This window comes from Rhodococcus sp. G-MC3 (assembly GCF_030063335.1).
GTDB lineage: Bacteria > Actinomycetota > Actinomycetes > Mycobacteriales > Mycobacteriaceae > Rhodococcoides.
On the sequence record NZ_JASISW010000007.1, the window covers coordinates 200,686 to 224,291 of the forward strand.

25 protein-coding genes are annotated in these 23,606 nt (G+C 63.7%); 12 read left to right on the plus strand and 13 right to left on the minus strand.

Annotation, left to right across the window (positions count from 1 at the left end; all coding sequences use genetic code 11):
* Positions 1–28: 28 nt before the first annotated feature.
* Positions 29–307: a hypothetical protein gene (locus QMK17_RS10115; RefSeq protein ID WP_283508727.1), complete on the plus strand. Its 279-nt coding sequence runs from the start codon at positions 29–31 to the stop codon at positions 305–307.
* Between the two features lie 4 nt (positions 308–311).
* On the opposite strand, the gene QMK17_RS10120 is transcribed toward QMK17_RS10115, so the two are convergent.
* Together QMK17_RS10120 and QMK17_RS10125 are read right to left on the minus strand one after the other, a co-directional pair.
* Positions 312–473, minus strand: a complete 162-nt coding sequence (locus tag QMK17_RS10120) for a hypothetical protein (RefSeq protein ID WP_283508729.1) — start codon at positions 471–473, stop codon at positions 312–314.
* A gap of 29 nt (positions 474–502) precedes the next feature.
* The gene (locus QMK17_RS10125) at positions 503–2,143 is read right to left on the minus strand and encodes an alpha/beta hydrolase (RefSeq protein WP_283508731.1); all 1,641 of its coding nucleotides are present in this window, start codon (positions 2,141–2,143) and stop codon (positions 503–505) included.
* Positions 2,144–2,499: 356 nt separating this feature from the next.
* On the opposite strand from QMK17_RS10125, the gene bla reads away from it, so the two are divergent.
* Positions 2,500–3,387: a class A beta-lactamase gene (gene bla / locus QMK17_RS10130; protein WP_283508733.1), complete on the plus strand. Its 888-nt coding sequence runs from the start codon at positions 2,500–2,502 to the stop codon at positions 3,385–3,387.
* Positions 3,388–3,397: 10 nt separating this feature from the next.
* Positions 3,398–4,282 (plus strand): SGNH/GDSL hydrolase family protein, encoded by an 885-nt coding sequence (locus QMK17_RS10135; protein ID WP_283508735.1) that lies wholly within the window; start codon positions 3,398–3,400, stop codon positions 4,280–4,282.
* Positions 4,283–4,485: 203 nt separating this feature from the next.
* On the opposite strand, the gene QMK17_RS10140 is transcribed toward QMK17_RS10135, so the two are convergent.
* Positions 4,486–5,367 carry an alpha/beta fold hydrolase gene (locus QMK17_RS10140; protein ID WP_283508737.1) on the minus strand — a complete coding sequence of 294 codons (882 nt, stop codon included), beginning with the start codon at positions 5,365–5,367 and terminating at the stop codon, positions 4,486–4,488.
* A gap of 14 nt (positions 5,368–5,381) precedes the next feature.
* Positions 5,382–6,035, minus strand: coding sequence for a TetR/AcrR family transcriptional regulator (locus QMK17_RS10145; protein WP_283508739.1), 654 nt, complete (start codon positions 6,033–6,035; stop codon positions 5,382–5,384).
* On the opposite strand from QMK17_RS10145, the gene QMK17_RS10150 reads away from it, so the two are divergent.
* From QMK17_RS10150 to QMK17_RS10160, 3 genes are all read left to right on the plus strand, one after another.
* Positions 5,974–6,489, plus strand: a complete 516-nt coding sequence (locus tag QMK17_RS10150; protein ID WP_283508741.1) for a recombinase family protein — start codon at positions 5,974–5,976, stop codon at positions 6,487–6,489. The genes QMK17_RS10145 and QMK17_RS10150 overlap by 62 nt on opposite strands.
* Positions 6,490–6,534: 45 nt before the next feature.
* Positions 6,535–7,176, plus strand: coding sequence for a LysE family translocator (locus QMK17_RS10155; RefSeq protein ID WP_283508743.1), 642 nt, complete (start codon positions 6,535–6,537; stop codon positions 7,174–7,176).
* A 115-nt stretch (positions 7,177–7,291) separates the two neighbouring features.
* Entirely contained in the window at positions 7,292–7,810 is a 519-nt protein-coding gene (locus QMK17_RS10160) for a mycothiol transferase (protein WP_283508744.1), read from the plus strand.
* 24 nt (positions 7,811–7,834) lie between these two features.
* Here QMK17_RS10160 and QMK17_RS10165 read toward each other — a convergent pair whose 3' ends face one another.
* Positions 7,835–8,200: a VOC family protein gene (locus QMK17_RS10165; RefSeq protein WP_283508746.1), complete on the minus strand. Its 366-nt coding sequence runs from the start codon at positions 8,198–8,200 to the stop codon at positions 7,835–7,837.
* 50 nt (positions 8,201–8,250) lie between these two features.
* Here QMK17_RS10165 and QMK17_RS10170 point away from each other — a divergent pair, with 50 nt between their 5' ends.
* Positions 8,251–9,075, plus strand: a complete 825-nt coding sequence (locus QMK17_RS10170) for an AraC family transcriptional regulator (RefSeq protein WP_283508748.1) — start codon at positions 8,251–8,253, stop codon at positions 9,073–9,075.
* Positions 9,076–9,107: 32 nt separating this feature from the next.
* Here the strand turns inward: QMK17_RS10170 and atzF are convergent, their stop codons facing one another.
* The 5 genes from atzF to QMK17_RS10195 are packed head-to-tail and all read right to left on the minus strand — an operon-like array spanning position 9,108 to position 15,842.
* Complete coding sequence (atzF, locus tag QMK17_RS10175; RefSeq protein ID WP_283508750.1) at positions 9,108–10,859, minus strand: allophanate hydrolase; 1,752 nt, start codon at positions 10,857–10,859, stop codon at positions 9,108–9,110.
* On the minus strand, positions 10,846–12,852 hold the full coding sequence (locus QMK17_RS10180) for a 5-oxoprolinase/urea amidolyase family protein (RefSeq protein WP_283508884.1): 2,007 nt from the start codon (positions 12,850–12,852) through the stop codon (positions 10,846–10,848). Before QMK17_RS10180 ends, atzF begins: the two co-directional genes overlap by 14 nt.
* A gap of 8 nt (positions 12,853–12,860) precedes the next feature.
* On the minus strand, positions 12,861–13,496 hold the full coding sequence (locus QMK17_RS10185; RefSeq protein WP_283508752.1) for an urea amidolyase associated protein UAAP2: 636 nt from the start codon (positions 13,494–13,496) through the stop codon (positions 12,861–12,863).
* Complete coding sequence (locus QMK17_RS10190; protein WP_283508754.1) at positions 13,493–14,287, minus strand: urea amidolyase associated protein UAAP1; 795 nt, start codon at positions 14,285–14,287, stop codon at positions 13,493–13,495. The genes QMK17_RS10185 and QMK17_RS10190 overlap by 4 nt, the downstream gene beginning before the upstream one ends.
* 1 nt (position 14,288) lies before the next feature.
* Positions 14,289–15,842 carry an amino acid permease gene (locus QMK17_RS10195; protein WP_283508755.1) on the minus strand — a complete coding sequence of 518 codons (1,554 nt, stop codon included), beginning with the start codon at positions 15,840–15,842 and terminating at the stop codon, positions 14,289–14,291.
* A 206-nt stretch (positions 15,843–16,048) separates the two neighbouring features.
* Between QMK17_RS10195 and QMK17_RS10200 the strand changes: the two genes are divergently transcribed.
* Positions 16,049–16,741, plus strand: coding sequence for a TetR/AcrR family transcriptional regulator (locus QMK17_RS10200; RefSeq protein ID WP_283508756.1), 693 nt, complete (start codon positions 16,049–16,051; stop codon positions 16,739–16,741).
* On the opposite strand, the gene QMK17_RS10205 is transcribed toward QMK17_RS10200, so the two are convergent.
* The gene (locus tag QMK17_RS10205; protein ID WP_283508758.1) at positions 16,705–17,742 is read right to left on the minus strand and encodes an NAD(P)-dependent alcohol dehydrogenase; all 1,038 of its coding nucleotides are present in this window, start codon (positions 17,740–17,742) and stop codon (positions 16,705–16,707) included. The genes QMK17_RS10200 and QMK17_RS10205 overlap by 37 nt on opposite strands.
* An 87-nt stretch (positions 17,743–17,829) precedes the next feature.
* Here QMK17_RS10205 and QMK17_RS10210 point away from each other — a divergent pair, with 87 nt between their 5' ends.
* Genes QMK17_RS10210 through QMK17_RS10225 form a run of 4 tightly spaced genes read left to right on the plus strand, consistent with a single transcriptional unit; the run spans position 17,830 to position 20,129 of the window.
* A complete protein-coding gene (locus tag QMK17_RS10210; RefSeq protein ID WP_283508760.1) occupies positions 17,830–18,414 on the plus strand; it encodes a TetR family transcriptional regulator in 585 nt (194 codons plus the stop codon).
* Entirely contained in the window at positions 18,411–18,947 is a 537-nt protein-coding gene (locus QMK17_RS10215; RefSeq protein ID WP_283508761.1) for a cupin domain-containing protein, read from the plus strand. Before QMK17_RS10210 ends, QMK17_RS10215 begins: the two co-directional genes overlap by 4 nt.
* Positions 18,940–19,776, plus strand: coding sequence for a spermidine synthase (locus QMK17_RS10220; RefSeq protein ID WP_283508762.1), 837 nt, complete (start codon positions 18,940–18,942; stop codon positions 19,774–19,776). Before QMK17_RS10215 ends, QMK17_RS10220 begins: the two co-directional genes overlap by 8 nt.
* Positions 19,777–19,835: 59 nt before the next feature.
* A complete protein-coding gene (locus tag QMK17_RS10225) occupies positions 19,836–20,129 on the plus strand; it encodes a putative quinol monooxygenase (RefSeq protein ID WP_283508764.1) in 294 nt (97 codons plus the stop codon).
* 20 nt (positions 20,130–20,149) lie between these two features.
* On the opposite strand, the gene QMK17_RS10230 is transcribed toward QMK17_RS10225, so the two are convergent.
* Positions 20,150–22,003: a bifunctional diguanylate cyclase/phosphodiesterase gene (locus QMK17_RS10230; protein WP_283508766.1), complete on the minus strand. Its 1,854-nt coding sequence runs from the start codon at positions 22,001–22,003 to the stop codon at positions 20,150–20,152.
* A 169-nt stretch (positions 22,004–22,172) separates the two neighbouring features.
* Positions 22,173–23,591 (minus strand): argininosuccinate synthase, encoded by a 1,419-nt coding sequence (gene argG, locus QMK17_RS10235; RefSeq protein ID WP_283508767.1) that lies wholly within the window; start codon positions 23,589–23,591, stop codon positions 22,173–22,175.
* Positions 23,592–23,606 lie beyond the last annotated feature (15 nt).

Sequence of the window (23,606 nt, forward strand, 5' to 3'; positions counted from 1 at the left end):
GCATAGTCGATCGGGTCCGGGGAGAGCAATGAATTCAGAGGCACAAGCAGATGCGGAAGAGGCACGGGCGTTCCGGCGTGGGGACGCGGTGACAGCAGTGCGTCATCTGGGCAAGCGAGCGTGGCGAGCAGGCATCCCCGCGGGGACGGGTGGCGTCGTGGTGGACATCGACTGGCTCGGTGACCTACGAGTCGAGTTCACGGTCGGCGGGGACTGGCTTCAGGGCCGGTGCACGGTGCAGAAGGTGGTCGCTGTATGCGATCTGCAACTGATCCGGCGTGCGGAACACCGTTTGACCGGCACCTGAGCCGCTATTCCTGGTCGGTTGCCAGGCCGTCGGGGGTCGCGCCACCTTCGCCGGCCCAGTCTCCTGACTGCTCGCTGGCGGCGGGGTCGGACTGGACGTCTTCCTTGGCGCCCTCCGCGCCCGTGCCGGTCTCTTCGGTGTGCGGCTTCTCGTGTTTTCCTGTCATGGCACGATGCATACCCGAAACCGAGTGGCTCAACCCGCGACGATGTCGCGCAAGCGAGCGCTGTCCTCGGCGGTCCAGCCGTCGGGTCGAAGAATCTCGGCCCACAGGTCCACGGCGTCTTCGCCGTAGTTGTGGCCGTACCCCTGCGGAACGTCGGTGGAGAACACCATGTCGAACGTCGTCTGCCAGAACGTCACGAACGGAAACCAGCGAACTCGGGGGTCGACGTCGACGCCACGTTCCTCACGCAGCCAATCAGGCTGATGCAGAATGAGATTCGGTGACCACCAGATGATCGGGTCGGATGCATGCTGCCAGTACACCACTCGTGTCTCACCCCATGGAGTGCCGAGTTCGAGTTCGACGGGCCGCCCGGCGAAGCGAACGTAACGGCCGTCGGAGACGACCGGGAGAATTTCGCGTGACCCGGCGTCGCGGTCGGCTGTGATCTCGGACCATTGCTTCGTGAAGTTCGGATTACCGACCCACAGAGCGCCGTCCGTTCTCGCCACCATGTCAGGGCCGCCGCCGAACGCGTCCTGGCCGCCGTATGCACCGAGGCTCTCTCCGAATGCCACCAGCTTCGGCCGAGACTCCTCGGGTAGGTCCTGCACCGCGTCGTACACCCGGTCGAACAGTGCACGTCCCGCCTCGCGAGGTGAATCCCGATCTGCGAGGAACGCAATCGGGCTCGGCAGGAACGAATACTGCATCGACGCAATAGCAGTGTCGCCGCCGTACATGTACTCGAGTGATCCGGCGACTACTTCGTTGACCCATCCTCGACCGGTGGTCGTGGCGACGGCAATGATCTCGCGATCGAACGCGCCGGTTCGTCGCAGTTCGGCTACTACGCGGTCCGCGGCCTCGTCGATCGAATCAGCTCTTGCAGCACCGACATACGCGCGGATGGGTGTCAGCGCCGGCTCGCCTGTGAATGCCTCGATGTCATCGGCACTCGGGCCGGAGGACACGAAACGTCGCCCCTCCATGCCGAGGGAATCCCACTTCTCGTTCGATTCGGGTGACCCCGAGTTCTCGGGCGCCGTGGGTTGCTCGACGCCGGCATGGCTTCCCTTGTCAGCGATTTCGGATGAACTCGCGATGGCGGCGATGAGAACGCGGTTCACCGCACCGTTGATCAGAAACAACGTGATGAGTGCGACGACAGCAACACCGATCGCTTTCGCCGCCGGAATTGGCAACAACCGCGTGAGCAGTGCCACCAGACGCCTGGCACACCAACGCAATCCACGCGCTGCGCTGAGCAGAAGGACAGCAACGACGAGTGCGACGAGAAGCACGGCGAGGTACAGGACACGCCCAGGTCCCTCGACATCGACTTCCACCAGCCTGCGGACGATCTCTTGCCACCGCGACCCGAAGATCAGGAACAGCGGGATCACCACGACTGCAGTGACGGCGAGCGTCCACCATCCGAAACGTTTGGTGTCCTCGGACCAGCGTGGCCTGACACCGCAGAGGTGCGCGATCCAGATGACGAGGCACCCGAATCCGTAGCCGGTCACGATGCTGATGCCGGTCGCGACGCCCTGCAGATACCAGGTCCGTGGCAACAGTGACGGCGTCATCGACAACGCGAAGAATACGACGGCGAGGAACAAGCCACCAGGTTCGAGACGCCGGGCGAAGAGCCGCAGGTAATGCATCGTCACATATTAGGGCCCCACGCTGCATGGATGTGGTCGAAGAATCGCCACCTGCGGCGTTCGGTATCGAGTACTGGACGCCGCAGATGACGCAGACTTATCAGAGGCCGAAGGGAAGAACTCCCGGTGCCAGTTCGAAGCCGCTGCTGCCGGCGGAGATGGATCCGACGCTGCCGAGAATGAGGTTGATGAAGTTGGTGATCATGTAGGTCTCTCGTCCTTCGTATGTGTGCCAGATGAACTGTATGCAAGGTGAACCGGGTCGAGGGTACCGGCGATCGAGACCGAAGGGCAGTCCCTTTGCCAGTTGGATCCTCGCGAAACGGGAAACCGGTGGTTGTGGTGAGCTGGGGTTTATGTCGCTCACACACTCACGGAGAAAATTTCTCGCCGTTATCGGCGCCGGGGCGGCGGCGGTGTCCTGTGGCCGCAGGACTGAACCGACATCCCCAGCCGCTCCCGAACCCAATGTCTTCGACTTGCTCGAGCAGCGTGAGCAGGCGCGGCTCGGGGTGTTCGCAGTCGATCTCGACTCGGGAACTCCGATCGAATATCGGTCCACCGAACGGTTCGCCTTCTGCTCGACGTTCAAGGTCTACGCGGCGGGTGCTGTGTTGGCGGCGGTCGATTCCGGTCGGCTGGCGCTGACGGATGCGCGGACTGTCACCGCAGACGACAAAGTTCCCGGTTCGGCGATCGACTGGCCGGTCGACTCCGCGGTGACTCTGGGCGAGTTCTGTGCCGCGGCCCTGAGTCGTAGTGACAACACGTCGGGAAACTTCCTGATCGAGGCAGCGGGCGGAACCGAAGAGGTCACCGCTTTCGCTCGATCGCTGGGAGACAGGGAATTTCGTCTCGATCGGACGGAACCGGAACTCAATACGGCCATTCCAGGGGACGACCGTGACACGACGACTCCCACAAGTCTGGGAGAGGGCTACCGGACGCTGCTGACCGGCGACGTACTCGGCGGGCCTTCGCGCGATCGGCTCCTCGCATGGATGGCCGACACCCGTACGTCGGATACGCGTTTTCGCGCAGGAGTCCCAGCAGGGTGGACCTCGGCCGACAAGACCGGAACCGGGTCGTACGGGGTGTCGAACGACGCCGGCCTGCTGCTCGGGCCCCAGGGTCGACGGATTCTGCTGATCGTGCTGTGCGCGACCGCAACCGACCGTCCGGACGCCGGGGCGATGAACGCCCTGGTCGCCGACGTGACGAGGGAAGTCGTCTCGCGGGCGTAGCGTCGAGCACATGCGCGGCGCGGCAAAACTTCTGGCACTGATCGCAGTGGCGACTGCTGTGGTGGGATGTTCCGCCCGCCCTGTCTCGGACGAGACAGGGCAGGAAGACCAGCCAGCGCCCGCCCTCGACTATGTCGCCCTCGGTGATTCCGGCGCATCGGGCCCACTGATTCCCAAAGCGACTGGGCCGCCCGGATGTCTGCAGTCGGACTCCAACTACCCGCACGTTCTGGCGGGCTTGATCGGCGCCGCGTCGTTCACGGACGTCTCATGTTCCGGTGCGCGCTCGGAGAACGTCGTCACCGAGCCCCAGTCGACCAACAATGGCCCGATCCCGGTCCAACTCGACGCCGTGTCGGCCGACACCGACCTGGTGACCATCACGATCGGCGGAAACGACGTCGATCTTGTGTCGACGGCTCGTGGCTGCGTCAATCTATCGCCGGAACCGAACGGCTCGTCGTGTGCCGATGCGCTCACCGAGGGAGGTGCGGACGTGATCGGCGATGCCATCGTCGCGGCTGCACCTGGCTGGGGCGCGGTGCTGGACGCCATCGCTGAGCGCGCTCCGAACGCCGACGTCGTCGTGGTCGGCTATGGCACCTATGTGCGTCCGGGAGGGTGCTACGGCACGCAGCCCGTGTGGGCGCGCGACGCCGACTACTTGCAGGCGAGCGTCGACCGAATGAACGAGGCTCTGGCCGAACAAGCTCAGCAACACGGTGCCGCGTTCGTCGATGTTCGCCCGGTGAGCGTCGGACACGATGCGTGTGCGGCGCCCGACGAGAGGTATCTCGAAGGTGTGGTGCCCGCGAACCCTGCCGCTCCCCTTCACCCGAATGCGGCCGGCATGGCGGCATTCGCGCAGGTTGTCGCCGATTCGCTCAGGCTCTAGAGCAGCCGCGCCCAACGGGGGCGCGCTCATTCTCGGAAGGTGGTCTTCCGTGGCATCGCTCGACGAACTACTCGAACAGATCGCGGTGTTGGGAAACAAGACCGAAAGCTCACCGGCGGCGTTCTTGTCCCCGTCGTGTTCGGTGCCGGTCGGCGTCGCGGAGGCAACACGTCAGCGCGGGAAACGCCATCGCACGGATCGACTCATCGAGCCAGGAGTTGCCGTACGAAACCGGCGATATGGGCCGGGTTCTCCTCCGCCATGAAGTGACCTGCATCAATCGGTTCGTAGACGAAGTCCGCAGCCCAGGCTTCCCAGATCACTGTGGGATCGAAGCCGAGCTGGCTGCCCCAGTCTTGGGAGATCACAGCGACCGGCATTGTGAGCTGGCGTCCGTTTGCGCGGTCGGCTCGGTCCATGTCGAGGTCGATGCCCGCAGTGGCTCGGTAATCGGCAACGATCGACGGCACTGCGCTCGACGACGCCCGCAGGTAGTGTTCGCGCAGCTCGGACGAGAAAGTGGTTCCGGTGGGGTCCCATGCGTCGAGGAAGGATGCAAAGAACTCCTCGGCCACAGCTTTGATCATTTTCTCGGGCAGTCCTTTCGGCTGCGCCATCAGATAGAGGTGCCACGCGACCTTCGCCTCGACGCCGTGAAGAACATCCCAGGTGTCCATCGTCGGAAGCACGTCGAGGATGCCGATGTGGGTGATGGTGTCGGGGTGGTCTAGCCCTGCGCGGACCGAGACGAGCGCGCCGCGGTCATGGCCGATAACCGCGAACTGCTCGTGACCCATTTGGGCGGCAACCTCGACGACATCTGCTGCCATGGTGCGCTTCGAGTAGACCTCGGAAGACGTTTCATGGGGTTTGTCGCTGTCTCCGTAGCCGCGCAGGTCCGGAGCGATGACGGTGTAGTCGCGGCTGAGTTCCTGAGCGACCGCGTTCCACATGAGGTGCGTCTGCGGGAAACCGTGTAGGAGGACGATAGGCGGGCCCTGGCCACCGTGCGCGACACAGAGATCGACCCTGTCCGTTCCGGAAATGCGGTCGTATGCGAAGCCGGGGATGGCGAGAGTGGTCATGAGGTGTCCCTCTTTCACTGAATGATGGGGGCGGGGTCGACGGGGGTAGGGCGGCCGGAGAAGATGCCATGCTGGCTGGCATCGACACCGCTTCGTAGCGCGGGGATGAGCACCGAATCCACGAGTGCTTCGCGGTACGCCTCGTCGGTAGTGAGTCCGTTGAGTTTGCGAAGCATGAGCACCGCGCCGGCGACTTCCTCGTAGGCGAATGGGTCAGCGTCGGGGGGAAGTTCCCCGCTCTCAACGGCAGACCGCAAGACAGTTTCGGTGAGCCTGGCGCCCGTCGGGCCAGCCGAATCTTCGATGTACTGGCAAAGTTCGGGATCGCGCAGGCCCTCTTGCAGGATCGTGAGACTGACCGCCGAGCCCGCGTCCATTGTCGCCTCCAGGCGTCCAAGGAGAGCGAGAAGGTCACCGCGAAGGGTGCCGGTATCGATCGGATCAGGCTTACCGCCCGCGGCCGGGCCCGCCTTGATCGCCGCGACCACCATCTCCTGCTTCGATGCCCAGCGGCGGTACAAGGTCCGCTTGGAGGCCCGAGCACGACGCGCAACTTCTTCGAAGGTCACACCATCGATGCCGCTCTGGCCAAGAAGCTCGAGGACGATGCTGAGAATCTCACTCTCGCGAGCATCGTCACGGGGGCGCCCTGGTCTCCTAGGTCTCACTTCTTCATTAGGATACGCCACGGTCCGTATCTTATCTGTCCCCGAGGAATCGTCAACTGCTCGGCGCAATGAAGGGTTGAGTCTGGCCGCTTATCCAGTGCGCCGTCCAGACCGGGTGTACACCGATCACGGAGTGAGCGGCCGACAGGCCAAACGCCCGGGGCTCGAAAACGCCATCAATGCCAGCCGCGAAGGTGACGAATTCTGCGTCACGAAACTCGACCGACTCTCTCGCTCGGCCGGCGATCTCCATGAAACCGTCGAACGCTTGGCCACCCGAGTGGTGGCACAGTCGATCGACGGTAATATTTATGATCCGACAGGTCCCAAGGGCAAGAAGTTCATCGGAATGCTCGGTCTCATGGCCGAATATGAGTCCGATCTTATACGCGCTCGCACCCGCGGCGGCCGGTTGGGTGCGCGGCAAGAAGAGCTCTGCATGCCAGGATCGTGAAACTGGGCCTTTGCCGCTGCAGATCGCGGTGTCAGTCTTGATCTCATGGTGTCGACCACTGCAGTGGCCGGGGTGTTCGCCGTCGCATTGGCGATGGTGCTGACTCCCGGACCCAACATGATGTATCTCCTCTCGCGCAGCATCTCTCAGGGACGCGCCGCGGGATTGGTCTCCCTCGGCGGCGTCGCCCTGGGGTTGGTCGTGTACGTCATCGCGACCAACCTCGGTCTCGCTGCACTGTTCGCGGCCGTCCCTACGCTCTATCTCGCAATCAAGATCGCTGGAGCCTGCTACTTGCTGTGGCTAGCCTGGTCAGCTCTGCGCGGTACGACCGCTATATTCGAAGTATCAGGCCTACAACAAGATTCGAGTCGACGACTGTTCACCATGGGTCTGCTGACGAATCTGCTCAACCCGAAGATGGCCGTAATGTACATCTCGATCATTCCGCAGTTCGTCGATCCGGAACGTGGCTCTGTCTTCCTGCAAGGCGTGCAGCTGGGTGGTGTGCAGATACTCGTCGGGGTCACGGTCAACGCCCTGATCGTGCTCGGCGCCGGAACAATGGCGCAGTTCCTCGCTACGCGGCCCACCTGGGTCCGGGTCCAGCGATATCTGACGGGAACGGTACTCGGACTACTCGCTGTACGCCTGGTGACCGACGGCAGTCGTCCGAGCCCGGCGTAACTGGTACTGGGGCATCAAGGGGAGCGACGAGATACTGTTGCACCGCTCGAATGGACGAGATAAATTCGTATCCGGCGCTATTCCATCTCGGCGACGTCGATGCCACAATCTGCCCATGGCCAGGCTGACTGTGTTTACCGAACCCCCGTCCGACATCTCGGACCCCGCCGAACTGTTTCGCCGGTTCCTCGACTTCTACCGCAACGAGCTCGTCCGACGCATCGAATCACTCGATGCCATCACCCTGACCAGCTCGTCACTGCCCTCGGAGTGGACTCCGCTGCAGATGCTCTCGCACCTGGTCCACATGGAACAGCGATGGTTCGTCTGGGGTTTTCTCGGCCGCGACGTCGACGCGCCGTGGGGTGACTGGCAGGACGACCGGTGGCATGTACCCGAGGAGATGAACGGGCCTGCATTGCTGCGCCGCCTGCACGAGGGGGCTCGCATTACCGACGAGGTGCTCACCGCGCATGCTCTCGACGAACTCGCGCAGGTCGGTGGACGATTCACCGACGAACTCCCGACGCTCTCCTGGATCTGCTTCCACGTACTACAGGAATACGCCCGCCACCTCGGCCACCTGGATATCGCCGTCGAGCTGGCCGGGGGCCAGACGGGCGAGGGCTCCTGATAGTTCGCCGACTTTCGGCGGAAGTCAGCCCCAGTTCTCGGCCTTCGTGAGACAGAAGGGATGACCGGCGGGATCGAACAGCACCCGCCAGGTGTCCCCCGGTTGTTCGTCGGGCAGGGATGCACCCAATTCGACGGCTTTGCCAGCCGCGTCGTCCAGATCGTCGACCGCCAAGTCGAAGTGAAACTGTTTGCTGCCGTTCGGGTCCGGCCACACAGGCTTTTCGTAGCCTTCGACGCGTCCGAACCCGAGAGCATTGCTCGGGCCCTGCAGCATGGCGTAGTCCTTCTCCGCATGGACGACGCTCCAACCCAGCAATGACGACCAGAATGCAGCGCTGGCCTCGGGATCGGCGCAATCGAGGGTGACCATCTTCAAGGTAGCGATCATGAGTTCTCCTTCGGGAAAGATCTGTCGGTTCAGCCTTCTAGACTTCGCAGGTGGCCGCTAGGAAAAACCCGACAGCAACCTATGCGGGAGTGCTGCGTCCCAAACAGCTGGCGCAACACGTCGACCTCTCGCGGCTGCCCTGCGCACCCGCGCTCGCACCATGGATCGAAAACTACTGGCTGCTCACCTGGAACCTGCCGGCCGGGGCGTCGTACCGCAGTTCGACGCTTCCGCACCCGGCTTGCACGTTGAGCGTCGAGCACGGATACACGCGTGCGGGAGTCACCGATCCGGTCGTCGTCACCGGAGTGTTGACGCGCCGCTTCGACGTCGAACTCGCCGAGAGCGGCTGGGTGTTGGGCATCAAATTCCGTCCTGGCGGCTACGCGAGCTTCACTGATACCAACGCCCGGGCACTGCGCGATGTGCCCGTCGCCGCACCGAACGCATTCCATCGCGACACCGTCGCGGCACTCGCCGAACTGGGACCGGGCGACACTCCCGAGCACTGCCGAACCGTCGTCGACGCGCTGCTGGCACCGTACGAGCGAACTCCCCAGACGGACTACTCCGAGGTGCTCGATGTCATCGAGGTGATGCTGCACAACCGCTCGCTGGTTCGCGTCGGCCAGGTGGAGGAACGCTGCGGCATCAGCACCCGACGGCTACAGCGCTTGTTTGAGCGCTACATCGGCGCCCCGCCGAAATGGGTGCTGACGCGATACCGCATCCACGACGCCGTCAGCGATCTCGATTCCGGCTACACCGGCTCGCTGGCCGATCTCGCGGCCCGCTACGGCTGGTTCGACCAGGCCCACTTCACTCGCGAATTCACCGAACTCATCGGAGTCCCGCCGAGCACCTACCAGCGGTGAGCAATCGCGATGCGACTTTTCGCCAGGCAGTGTCACTCAGCACGCACGGGCGGCGAAGCCGCATACGCCCGCCATCCGCCGAACTCCGTGATGTCGATGCCGGCCTCGGCTGCGTCGTACGAGCAGCAGAATCCCGTCACGGCGCGGCCGTCGGACAATTCGACCGAGGTCAGGCCCATCGGAGCGGGCAAACCGGCGAGAAACGTCCCGAGACCCACCGCGGACATCCGGTAAAGCTCTCCCGCGATCGGTGCGCCGAGGCCGGGACCGTGCCGTACGAGTCCTGGCTTGGGCGGGGTGGTCCCGAGGTCGACCAAGCGGTACGCGTCGGAGGTCACCACGTCGCCGAGGAATCGTGCACCGCGATCGGTCAGTTGATGATGGACCGGGAAACCCTTCATGTGTGCACCGACGACCAGAACGTCCAGGCCTGCGTCGACGAGAACGGGTGCATCGACGCCGACGATCGCTGCGGCCAGGTCGAGCGCGACCTGATCGTCGAACGTGGGAACCAGGACCATCACCCCGAACGGATCGCCCGCCGCTGTCGGGGCCCCCGGTACGGCGACCGCAGCCATGTCGAGCAGATTGCAGAAATTGGTGAAGGTTCCCAGGCGTCGGTTGATGCCGAGCGGATCTGCCTGCACTGCAGCGATGGTCGGATGTTCCGTCGTCGTCGGGAGCAGAAGCCCATCGAACCCATCGGACCCATCGAACCCGTCCAGCAGGGTTGCCGCGGCACGTTTGCCCATGGCGATCGTGGCAAGGTCGTCGACGTAGCTGTGGGCGCTTGGCGATGCGGCGCCCCGAACTATCTGCGCGACAGTCGGATCGGCGGACGGCGGTTCGGTGGCCAGGAATCCGCCGACGGCGGAGTACCGCTGCGCGACAATCGCGCCGTCGTACAGAAGCGTTGCGATGCCCAGCAGCCCCGAGATGTCCACTTCTTCATATGCAATGCCGCGTGATTTCAGTGATGCGACCGTGGCGTCGAATGCTGCCCTATACGCCGGGCTCAGTGAGTCGAGGTCCTCGGAACGAGGGATAGCCACTCGCGGAGCAGGACTGGCAGCCAGGCGCACATCGGCGGGCCAGGTGCGACTGCGAGGATCAGCGTTGTCGTAGCCGGACATGATGCGGGTCGCACGAGTGGCGGTCTCGAGCTCACGCGCCAGTACCGTCACGGCGTCGTAGTCGGCACACGCGGGTACGACGCCCGTGGCCGAGATGATTCCAAGGGTGGTCTTGATGCCGACGAGCCCGTGAAAGGCGGCGGGCACTCGTCCGGAACCTGCTGTGTCGGTGCCTATCCCGATGTCCGCGATTCCCAATGCCACCGCGACCGCCGAACCCGAACTCGACCCGCCGGAGACCAGTTCGGGATTCCACGCGCACCGCACTGCGCCGTACGGGCTGCGAGTCCCCACGAGCCCTGTGGCGAACTGGTCCAGGTTGGTCTTACCGAGAACAACCGCGCCCTGCTCGACCAGACGCGCCACCGCCGTAGCACTCACAGCGGGAACGTAGGAGAACTCGGGACATGCGGCCGTGGTCGGGAGGCCCGCAACATCCACGTTGTCCTTGACGGCGACGAGCATGCCCGCCAACGGAAGTGACGTATCCACGGCAGCGGCGTCGGTGAGCACGTCGTCTTGACTGCGGAGAGTAATCCAGACCTCGGGGCGGTCGACCTCCGCGATTCGCTTGTAGGCCCGACGAACTCGCTCGACAATCTTGACTGTTCGTGCCTCACGGTTGACTGTTCGTGCCTCACGCAGCTGCATCGGTTTTACCCTTCTTCGTGAACTCTCCTGCCGCGGACCACGCGGTTCGCTCGGCGTCGAATGCAACACCCTGGGTGGCACGGAACTTTTCGATGGAGTCGCTGTTCTCGGCGAGAAACAGCTCGTGTTCGGCCAGTGAAAATTCGCCATCGGTGATCTCGACACCGCCGCCCCGCCCGGCTGCGGTGTCCGCGCGCAGATCCATCAACTCCTCCGGCTCCACCGGATACCAGGAGATGCGATCGAAGAAGCGAAGCAGCCAGGGGCTTTCGGGCTCGAACGCGCCTGATCGCTCGGGGTATCGGTGATTCCACACCTGGGTGGTCCTCCCGACGAACTGGTATCCGCCAGGTCCCTCCATGCCGTAGATGCACAGGTACGCGCCGCCGATCCCGACTGCGTTCTCCGGCGTCCAGGTGCGTGCCGGGTTGTACTTGGTGGTGACCAGTCGATGCCGCGGATCGAGCGGAGTGGCAACGGGCGCACCGAGATACACATCGCCGAGCCCGAGGACCATGTAGTCGGCGGCGAACACGGTATCGAAAACATCGGCGACAGTGTCCAATCCGTTCATCCGCCGAATGAACTCGATGTTCCAGGGGCACCACGGTGCGTCGGCGCGCACACCGTGCATGTAGCGCTTGATTGCTTCCCTGGTCGACGGGTCGTCCCACGACAGCGGCATCCGGACGGTGCGGGAGGGCACGACCAGCTCGGATGCGGCAGGCAGATCGTCCTCGACCTCGGCCAACATGCCCATCAGTGTAGCGATCGGTAGCACGTCGGGGTCGACCTTGACCTGCAACGAGCGAATCCCGGGCGTCAGATCGAGCAGGCCCTTCGGGGCCATCGCCTCGACGCGCTGGTGCAGCGCGTGAGCGCGGGCGCGTAACGACAAGTCCAGCTTCATGTCCCCGTACTCGACCAGAACGTTGTCGTCGCCGGATCTGCGGTAGGTCACCGGGATCTCCGCGTCGCGACGCGCAATGACGCCGTCGTCACCGTCGCCCCCGCTGGAGAAGACGACCGGCAGAGACGCTCGACGTTCCAGCCCGAGGGCACCGAGAGCAGCCGCGTGCGCTGCCTTGACGGCGACGAATAGGATGGAGTCCCCCGCCTTGAGCTGGCCCAGTTTCCACCGCTCGGCCGCAACGACGGTGACCGGACAGACGAATCCACCGAGACTCGGTCCGTCGGGTCCAAGGAGAATCGGTGTGTCGCCGGTGAAGTCGAGTGCACCGACCGAGTACGCGTTGTCGTGGATGTTCGACGGATGAAGCCCGGCCTCGCCGCCGTCCTCGCGTGCCCATTCCGGTTTCGGGCCGATCAGGCGGACGCCGGTGCGGTCGGAGTTGAAGTGCACTTCGTACTCGGTGGCGTAGAGCGTGTCCATGTCGGCGCGAGTGAAGAATTCGGGAGCCCCATGGGGACCTTCGGTGACCGCGATGTTCCAGGCGGGCGTCAGAACCGGTCGGTGCTCCATGGGAATGGAGCGGATCTTCTCGGGCGTATTGCCACCGTCGATCTCCAGCACGTCGCCTGCGGTGAGCGTTCCACCGCGATGTCCGCCGAACTTGCCGAGTGTGAATGTCGAAGCGCTGCCCAGATAATCTTCGACCCGGACCACTCCCTGGATCGTCACGTACACGCGCAGCCCTGCACCGTTGGTCATGCCGACGTCGAGAGTGGCGCCCGCAGGAACGAGTACCGGGCGCCACTGTGGCACGTCGACACCATCGATTGCCACCGGTGCGTCGGCACCGGTGACACAGACGTACGTATCGGTGTCGAAGGTCAGAGCGGGGCCGGCCATCGCTGATTCCAAACCCGGCGCGCCCTCCGGGTTTCCGAGGGCAACGTTGCCGAGGCGAAACGAGAGGTCGTCCATCGGACCCGACGGTGGAACGCCCACCTTCCAGTAACCGATTCGCCCCGGCCAGTCCTGGACTGTGGTCAGCATGCCGGGCCGGACGACGGTCATCTTGGTCTGCATTGGAGACGTCATGGCCGGGTCACGATCATTCGGACCGACGTCGGATCGAAACCGTTGCAGGGGTTGTTGATCTGCGGGCAGTTCGACACGAGTACCAATGTGTCGATGTCGGCTCGAAGCGACAGCGATTTGCCCGGGGCGGACAGGCCGTCGACGATGCCGAGGGTTCCGTCGGCATCGACGGGCACGTTCATGAAGAAGTTGATGTTGGACACGATGTCCCGCTTGCCCAGACCCCACTTGGCGCCCTCGATGAGGAAGTTCTCGACGCATGCGTGCTGATGCTTGGTGTGGTGGCCGTAGCGGAGTGTGTTCGATTCCTGGGAGCAGGCACCGCCGACGGTGTCGTGATTGCCGACCTCGTCGGCGACAATCGTCATGAGCGCCGTCGAGTCATCGCTCCGGAGAACAGTTCCGGTGGTGAGGAAAAGATTTCGCTGCGCTGAAACAGTCGCACCGGCGGCATAGCGGATGCTGTGATCGTGTGCCGCGTACAGGAGAGTGTCGACAGCTTGGTTTCCGTGCAGATCGATCATGGTCAGCACGTCACCTGCCTTCACGACGGTCGACCATGGGGCGCGGGCATCGGCGATCTCATCGAGAACCACAGTGTCGGGATTTGCGGTGTGAAGTGTGGTGGTCATCGTGTGCCCTTCGGGTGTGCCGCATTCCAAGAAGATTCTGTGTTCTGCACTGCACGTTGATATTCGGGTTCGGTGTTGCTCAGCGTCTCGAGTTCGCTCGTCGCGTCCCAGGCCAGAACTTCCAGTGCGGTCGTGGAGAACTCGGTCGCCGGATCGAGCGGATGCGCTGTGTTGGCGAGCAGTACAACGACAGGCAAATGGATCAGCAGGTCGATTTCGGTACCGGCGCCTGCGCTGCCCGTGCTCACCAGAGCGCCGTCGGCCTCGACGCGGACCCCGTGAAAGAACGAGATGGACGGCGGCAGATCGCGGAGTTCGAGCCCGTTCTTCGCCGCGGCCACCGTGAACAACTCGCGGCCTGCCGGCGATTCGGAATGCAGGGCGCCGGTTCCGTACTTGGCTGCATTGACGGCCAGAGAGGTAGTCCCACAGAGTGCGTCGTGATGACCGGACGAATCGGCGACGATGGTTGCGAGCACTCGGCCCTGATCCGACAGTAATGGGTGACCCGCGCCGAGATATGCCTGCCACGGAACCTTGACCGTGTCGGCGGCGTTCAGGCGCTCCCAGGGTGCGTCGGCGCGGTAGAGCAGGATGTTGGCACAGGCCGAGCCGTCGAGATCGCGAAGCCGGAGCCGCGTGCCGCGTGCCAGCACTGCGGATGTGTAGCGTCCACCGGGAACTGTTTCGGCCCAGGTGAGTTCGACGCCCTTCGGTCCTGCTGGGACGGAAACGGCTGCGGCCTGCGAGCGTGCGTGTTCCTTGGCTGCGTGGGTGGTTGCTGTAGTCAACTCAGGCTCCGATCTGGACTGGCTTGGGATGCGCTTTTCCGCGAGGCAGGCAGGCGATGCCGACGAGAACCACGGCCACGACAGTGATCGGTGCTGCCCACTGCAAAACGGGGAATTCGCCGGTGGGATTGAAGATCTCGGCGCGTGGCCAGGACAGGTTGATCACCATCATCCCGCCGTAGAGGACTGCGAGAAGGTTCACGGGGACACCGAGTCGGCCGAGGGTGAAGAGCTTCATTCCTTCGGCATCGACCTGAACACCGCCGTGCGGCCAACCCTTCAGTCGCTGGACCAGCAGGGGCACCGTGACCATCATGTACGCGAGGTAGATCAGGACGATGCAGACGCTCGAGAGTGTTGTGAAGATGGCTGAGTTTCCGACATTGACGGCGAGCACTGCAACACAGGCAATTCCGATGAGAACCGAAGGTGCGATCGGTGTTCCGGTCTTGGAGTTCACCTTCGAGAGCATCTTGGATGCGGGTAGGCGTCCGTCGCGTGCCATCGAGAACATCAGCCGCGATGCTGCCGTCTGGATGGCCAGGGTGCAGATGAAGACTGCGATGGCCACGTCGATCAGCAGTACTGTCCCCCAGGGCGAGGTCAGGATCGAGTCGATGACGTACGGAAGTCCCAGTGTGGCAAGGTTTCCGTCCGTCAGCGAGGGTGCTGCCATCAGGGCGCCGACGATCATCAATCCGCCGCCGAGTGCGGATGCAGAGAGTGCAAGTCGAATGGTGCGGGGAGCGACACGTCGCGGGTTGTGGGTTTCCTCGGCGAGTTCACCAGCGGATCCGAAGCCGACCATGACGTACGCGGCCATGAGCCCGGAGACGATCCAGGCCCAGATGTATCCGGGCTCGGCTCCGGGGGCGCCGGTGTCCAGTACTACCTGCGGGCCGCGCTGTGCGTGAGTGAAGAAGACGAGCACCAGGGCGACGACTCCGACGATTTCGCAGGTCACCCCGATGCTGTTGATGCGCGACATCCAGTTGACGCCGATGGAGTTGATGATGGTGGTCAGCACCAGCAGAACGGATCCGAGGATGACGGCGTTGGTGGCGCCGCTCGGTGAGGTGAGTGCCGGATCGTCGCCGACGATCTGGAATCCACTCCACACGCTCGGAAGCACCACCTGCAGGGCGATCGCCGCTGCTGAGGCGGTGACGATCTGCGCGATGATCATGAACCATCCGGCGAACCAGCCGACGATCTCCCCGCCCATTCGTCTGGCCCATTGGTAGATTGCGCCCGAAATGGGATATCGCGCAGCAAGTTCCGCGAAATTGAGGGCAACCATGAACTGACCGAGAAACACGAGGGGCCACGTGAAGAAGAAGGCGGGCCCGCCGAAACTGAAACCGAGAGCGAACAGTTGGAAGATCGTCGTCAGGATCGACACGAACGAGAACCCGGCCGCGAACGAGGCGAACTTGCCCAGTGAACGGTGAAGCTGCTGTTCGTATCCCAGTTCGGCGAGATCTGAATGGTCAGTCGGAACGGCGGCGGACGGGGATGCCGGTCCTTCGGGTACGGGCAGGGTCGTCGAGCTCATGAGTGGCTCCTGAACGAGTTGGAGTGACCGCCCGTCTGCGCTGGCCGGTGCGGGGTTTCTGTCAGTTGATAGTTTTCCGCGCCGGCATGCCCCTTGGGTGACGCCCATGTATCGAACTGGTGCCCGCATGAAACAAGCATGTTTCGTCCATTTCTATCGAGTGACAGAAATTTCACCGACGGCCATTCGATGCCAGTATGGTCCGCATGACCACCGCCGGCCGACCGAGGCTCACGAACAAGAAGAGGCAGGGAGCAACAGCCCGCGACGAAATTCTCGATGCTGCCGCCGAACTCTTCACCACTCGCGGCTACACCAATACGTCGACGCGGATGATCGCCGAGGCCGTCGGGGTGCGCCAGGCATCGCTGTATCACCACTTCGCGAACAAGGATGATCTGCTCGACTCGCTGTTGAGCGGAACCGTCGACGAGCCTCTTGCCGTTGCGCGGGCGCTCCGCGACTCCGATGCTCGGCCCGAGGTCAAGATGTACGCGCTCGCCCTGTTCGACGCGGATCAGCTCGGCCGTTCGCGCTGGAACCTCGGCGCGCTGTACCTGCTACCCGAACTCCGCGACGAACGCTTCGAGACGTTCCGTGAACACCGGTACGCCTTGATGGATCTGTACGGCGAGATTGCGTCGTCGATGCTTGTCGCGCTTGGGGTCGACGCATTGCCGGGTGCGGAGGACCTGCCGTTCCGGCTCGTCGAGACCGTCGTCAACCGTCGGGCAGACGTCGAAAGTGGGCGGAGCGAGTCTGCAAGAAACTATGCACGCGTGATCGCCGAGTCCGCGGTGCGGGTTCTCGGGTGGTCCGGCTCGGTGGTGTCAGTGCATGAGCGCGCCGTAGAACTGCTGGGTCAGTGCAGATCGCTCATGTCGAGCACGAACCTGTAGCGAACGTCTCCTGCCTCCAGTCGCTCGAACGCGACATCGACCTGCGCGGACGGCATCACCTCGACATCGGCTGTGATGCAATGTTCACCGCAGAAGTCCAGCATCTCCTGCGTGTAGCGGTGCCCGCCACTTCCGCTCGAGCTCAGGGACTTTCGCCCTACCAGCAGATTCATCGTATCGACGGTCTGTGACCCGAGAAAGCCGACCGAACACAAGGTGCCGTCGAGTGCGAGACATTTCAGATACGGCGCGAGATCGTGTGCGACGGGGATGCAGTCGATGATCAGATCGAATGCTCCGGTCTGTGCATCCATCGAGTCCTGGTCGGTGGACACCACTGCTCGATCGGCACCGAGCGCGCCTGCCTCGCTCACCTTGCTGTCGGAGGTGGTGAATACCGTGACCTCGGCGCCGAGGGCATGCGCAAACTTCACGGCAAGATGGCCGAGGCCGCCGATTCCCGCGATCCCGACGCGTGTGCCTGGCCCGATATTGTGTGCGCGCAACGGTTCCCACACGGTGATGCCCGCACACATGAGCGGCGCAACGGCAGCGGGATCCAGATTCGTGGGCCGGTGATAGACGAATCTGTCGCGCACAACGTACTCGCTCGAATAGGCCCCGATCGTCGCCGTGCCGTTCACGCGATCCCGGCCACCGTAGGTAAGCGTCGGGAATTCGCGGCAAAAGTTCTCCTGCCCAGCACTGCACATATCGCAACGTCCGCACGAGTCGACGATGTTTCCGACCGCGACGGCATCGCCGACGACGAATTCGGTGACGTCGTCACCCACGAGAGTGACGGTTCCGACGAACTCGTGGCCGGGGGCGACCGGGAAGGCGCCCGAGGCGTCGGTGATCGCGTGTAGGTCTGTGTGGCAGACGCCGCAGTGACTGACCTCGACGGCTACGTCGTCGGCGCGAAGGTCTCGCCTCTCGAAGTTCCATGGCTTTAGCGGGGCACCTGCCGCGAGCGCTCGGTATCCGGTCGCTGATCGCATCTGATTGTCCTCCGTATGCTTCCAACCAACTAGTTGGTAACAGTACACCGTAACCAACTGGTTGGTCAGCTCGCTAGGCTGGCGGCCATGGGAGACGCATCGGTCACGAAAGGTCGGATACTCGACGCTGCGACCGCCGAGTTCGCCCAGTACGGGATATCGGGGGCGCGGGTGGATCGCATCGCCGCGAACGCCTCGATCAACAAATCGCAGATCTACAGCTATTTCGTCAGCAAGGACAAGCTTTTCGATGCGGTGTTCGACGACCGCGTCGACGCCGACATCGCACACATCCCGCTCGATCCGGATGACCTTGCCGGTTATGTGACGGCGCTATACGACATGTACCTCGGTGATCCCGAGTTGGTCCGCCTCATTACATGGGCGCGACTGGAACGGACACCGACGGGTGCGCTGTTCCGTCATCGCGGAGAGGACCACGATCGCGGCAACCTCGACGCCCTCGCCGACGCCCAGAAACGCGGAGTGCTCGTCGACGACATCGAACCCGAGGACATGTGGTCGATGACGATCGCGCTTGCTGCCACGTGGGCGCAAGCGGCAATCGTCCGTGCCGCCGATGCAGACGAGGACGTAGCCGTTCACAATCGACGGAAGTCAGCGCTGGCAGAAACGGCCCGCCGTGCCTTCTGCCGCATAATGACCCCGTGAGCGAACTACCGGATTGGGCCCGTGGCCTCGGATTCACCCGGCACCCCGAAGGTGGCTGGTACAGCGAGACCTGGCGCAGTGAGGTCATCGTTCCGCACAGAGCATTGCCCGACGGCTACCCGGCGCCGCGGCCTGCGGGCACGGCCATTCTCTTCCTCCTGCTCCCAGGCGAGCAGTCGGCTTGGCACACCGTCCGCGGCACCGAGATCTGGTTGTATCACCGGGGCAGTCCGGTGGTGCTCGATCTCGGCGGCAACGACGAGCGCCCAGGGACACCGACATCTCTGATCGTCGGGCCGGACATCCTTGGGGGCCAGTCGCCGCAGCAGTTCGTACCGGCCTCGCATTGGCAGCGCGCGCGGCCCCTGGGTTCCGGGGGTGATGCACCGGGCGAGCCCTCACTTGTCTCGTGCATCGTCAGCCCCGGCTTCGATTTTGCAGACTTTGCCTTGGAGCCGGCGGAACCGGCGGAGCCGTCGGAGCCGTCGGCCCGATCAGCCGATGACCGAAAAGAAATAGCGACCGATGGCTAAGAAGAAGCAGCAACCGAAGCAGCAAGACGAGGGGCCTGTTGCCGGGGTCTACGAGATCGACACCGGTACCTGCGAACTCGTGCGGGACACCCTCACCGCCGACGGCTGGACCATCGAGATCAACGGCGTGCCCAGCTCGCACATCGACGTCGATGATCCGACGCAGCTCGACTTCGAGTACATGCGATGGATGGCGGGACTCGTTGGGCACCACACCTTTCCAGGCCCGAGACTCCGTGCGCTTCACCTGGGTGGAGGCGCGTGCACTCTTGCCCGCTACTTCGCCGCGACATACCCCGACGCCCGACAGGTGGTGGTCGAACTGGACGGCAGGCTCGCCGAACTCGTACGAGAATGGTTCGACCTGCCGCGTGCGCCGCTACTGCGCATCCGTGTGGGCGATGCACGTGCCGTCACCGAGACGCTGACCCAGGACAGTCGCGATCTCGTCGTACGAGATGTGTTCGCCGGCGCCGTGACTCCGGCGCCGCTCGCCACCGTGGACTTCACCGAGCATGTGCGACGCGTACTGGCGCCCGGTGGTATCTACGTCGTCAACTGCGGAGACACACGCGATCTGACGTTGGCCAAACGCGAAGCCGCCACCATCGGCTGTGTCTTCCCGTACACCGTGATCATCGCCGATCCCGCGATGCTCAAGGGCCGCCGCTATGGCAACGTCGTCATCGCCGGAAGCGACGTACCCCTCGGCGAGGATCCAGGGTTGGCGCGTGAACTGCTCGGCGGCGCAGTACCTGCCCAGGTCTGGCTGGACGCGCAGGTGCGAACGTTCTCCCGCGATCAGAAGGTCCTGCGGGACTCCTTGTAACCCAGCGTCCATCGCTAGTGTGGACGGGTAAGAGAACAACGCGACGTTCAGGAGACCCAATGGCGATCATCGCCCTGCTCGATCTGAAGCTGAAGGCCGAGACACTCGACGACGCGAAGACAGTGCTCGGTCGTGTGTTGACCGAAACCCGTGCGTTCGAAGGCTGCCTCGGAGTCGATGTCCTCGTCGACGAGGACGACGAGACGCACTGGATCGCCTACGAGCGGTGGGAATCCGCCGAGGCCGATGCGAAGTACCGTGAATTTCGCGCTGGACCGGGCAAGACCACCGAACTCGGTCTTCTGCTCGCCGGTGCACCGGGGCTGACGAAATACACCGTCACCGACGTTTGACGGTCTGTGCAAGTAGCGGGCTAGGCGACCAGCGGCCCGTGTGGGTGAGGCGCCTCGCCACGTCCGGTGAGGAAGCCTTGCACCATATCGAATCCCAACTCGGCGGCGACGCGTAGTTCGCCCTCGGTCTCGACGCCTTCCATGATGAGGGTGGAACCGATCTCCTTGGCGAAGGCTGCGAGTGCCGCGGCGGCGGCCCGCCGAGTCGGGTCGGTGTCGATGCCGTGCACGAGTGTGTAGTCGATTTTCAGGGTGTCCGGCTTCAGTTCGACCACCTGGCGGAGGCCGGAGAAGCCTGCGCCGACGTCGTCGACCGAGATGCGGACGCCCGCTGCACGAAGGCCTTCGACGGATCGGGCGACCGACCGGTAGTCGTCCACGCGTTCATGTTCGGTGATCTCGAGATAGATCGTTCGAACGGCGATGTGGGGCCGCAACCGAGCCAGTAGATCTGTCGACCTGAGGGTGGCAGCGGAGGCGTTGATGGACACGAATGCGTCTTCGTCCAGAGTTTCCATGGTCTTCATCGCGTTGTCGATTGCCGCCAACTCCAGTCGCGGACCTATTCCGGCCAGAGTCGCATCGCGGAACCACATCAAGGGAGATCCGTGCCCGAACGGAAAACGAGACAGCGCCTCGTAACCGACCACTTTCTTCGTCGCGGTCGTGCAGATCGGTTGGAAGACAACCGTCGGCCCACCTGCTTCGATCAGGTCCGCGATTCGGTCGCGGACGAGAAGTGGATCGATCGACGGGGCCACGGTGCCGTCAGCGGCTTCGGTCTTGTTGCGGTACAGGTCGATGTCAGCGATGGCGATGAGACGTCGGAGCAGCGAACCCGTGGTGTCGCCGCGAATGAGAGTGTCGCCCGCGGATCCGACACTCGTGGTGAACGGCGGCCCCTCGAACGATTCCTCCAATGCCGACCGAATGCGGAGCTCGGCGTCGTCGACTTCGCTGCGAGTTCCGATGTGCACGCATACGAACTCGTCCCCGCCCAGACGGGACACCACCGACTGGTTCGACGCAACGTGCTTCAGCCGGCCGGCTACCTCCACCAGTACTGCATCACCGGACGGGTGGCCGTAGCGATCGTTGATCGTCTTGAACCGATCGATATCGACGACCACGACACCGATGGAGCGTGATTCGGCCTTCATGCCAGTGCCGACATGGTTGAGATCGTGGACTTCTTCGAACAAACCTCGACGATTTCGCAGACCCGTCAAAACGTCGCGTTGGGCAACCTGTGCGCGCACCCTGAGGTATCGGATGTACGGCCGTAATGCGAACGGCGCGACGAACAACGAACCGAGGGTGAGGGTCCGCGAGGCGACGGTCCACGGGTTCACGCCCGCGTCGACAGACAGGATCGCAAGGGTGAGCAACGTGATAGCGGCAAGCGCGAGGTGAACCGTCAATACTTTCGGGGACGTTCCGACGATGGCGAAAACGGCGATGACGGCGAACATCGCGCAACCGGGCATCGCGAGGAACGGTGAGTCGAAACAGGCCAGTACCAGGACGATGCTGATGTCCGCGTAGGCCACGTACATATTCGCCGTCGACCTGCTGGGCCACGATCCGATGAACCAGGCGATGGCCACCGGAATGGTCGTCGCCGATACGGAGGCGACGAGCACCGACTCCAGGGTGTTGAACTGCCCCGACGGAATCAACAGCATCCCGGAGACTCCGAACGACAAGGTCAGCAGGCCGATGAGCCCACGCCCCCACCGCTGGCCGTCAGGAACAGCCGATCCGACGCTGTCGAGATCGAAGGTGTTGAGGCCGTGGGAATCGCGGCGGCAGGAATTGACGCCGCGGTGTGCAGACCGACGGCTGGGCTGTGCTCGCGCGATCGGTCCCTCCACCGGCATAAGACCTCTCGCTAGGAACGAGCGGCGACGAAATGCCGAACTTCACATTCGCCGCGTCTGGTGGCTGGGCCGCGACCCAGCCAACAGACTTGTCGGGAAACCGTACCAGCGACCTGGTTACAGCACCTGACAATGCGCCGTTACGGGCGCAATATGTCGACCGTCAGTCGGTTCCGGACTCGAATGCTGCATGGTCGAGCGCATCGGAGTTCACCGAAGAGCCTTCCTGACTGCCCGCTGCGATGGCGGCAGCGCCGCCCGCCGGCACCTCCCCGATGAGCTCTTCGAACGCGGTGAGCTGGTGCTGCGCCGCGTACTGCTCGAGTTTGGCGCGCGAGTCCGCGATGTCGAGGTTGCGCATGGTGAGCTGTCCGATGCGGTCACCGGGGAAGAACGCCTGATCCTGGCTGCGTTCCATCGACAGCTTCTCCGGGTGGTAGCTCAGATGCGGGCCCTGAGTATCGAGGACGGTGAAGTCCTGGCCGCGACGCAAGCGCACGGTCACGCTGCCGGTCACGACATTGCCGACCCACCGCTGCAGGCTCTCGCGCAGCATCAATGCCTGCGGATCGAACCAGCGGCCCTCGTAGAGCAGACGCCCGAGTCGACGACCCTCGTTGTGGTACATCGCGACGGTGTCCTCGTTGTGGATGGCATTGAGGAGACGCTCGTACGTGATGTGCAGCAAAGCCATCGCCGGAGCTTCGTAAATGCCGCGACTCTTGGCCTCGATGATGCGGTTCTCGATCTGGTCCGACATACCGAGTCCGTGACGGCCACCGATGAGGTTGGCTTCCATGACCAGGTCGACGGGACTGTCGAAGCGCTTGCCGTTGACGGCGACGGGTCGTCCACGTTCGAACTCGACGGTGACGTCTTCGGTCTCGATGGCCACCTCGGGATCCCAGAAGCGCACACCCATGATCGGGTTGACGATCTCGAGGGACGTATTGAGGTATTCGAGGCTCTTGGCCTCGTGGGTCGCACCCCAGATGTTGGCGTCGGTCGAGTAGGCCTTCTCGGCAGAGTCGCGGTAGGGAAGGTCGCGCTGGCTCAGCCACACCGACATTTCATGGCGCCCGCCGAGCTCGGTGACGAACGCCTTGTCGAGCCACGGCTTGTAGATCCGCAGCTCTGGGTTCGCGAGCAGTCCGTAACGGTAGAACCGCTCGATGTCGTTGCCCTTGTAGGTGGATCCGTCGCCCCAGATCGACACACCATCGTCGGCCATCGCCCGGACGAGCAGGGTGCCGGTGACAGCGCGGCCGAGTGGAGTGGTGTTGAAGTACGTCTGGCCCGAGGATCGAATATGGAAGGCGCCGCACGTCAGTGCAGCCAGGCCCTCCTCGACGAGCGGTTCGCGGCAGTCGACGAGACGGGCCTGTTCGGCACCGTACGCGAGGCCGCGTGCGGGCACATCGGAGAGGTCAGGCTCGTCGTACTGGCCGATATCGGCGGTGTAAGCGTAGGGAACAGCGCCGTGTTCACGCATCCATGCGACGGCGACTGAGGTGTCCAAGCCGCCCGAGAATGCGATGCCGATGCGTTCACCGACGGGAAGTTCATGCAGTACCTTGGTCACGCCAGCATGGTATCC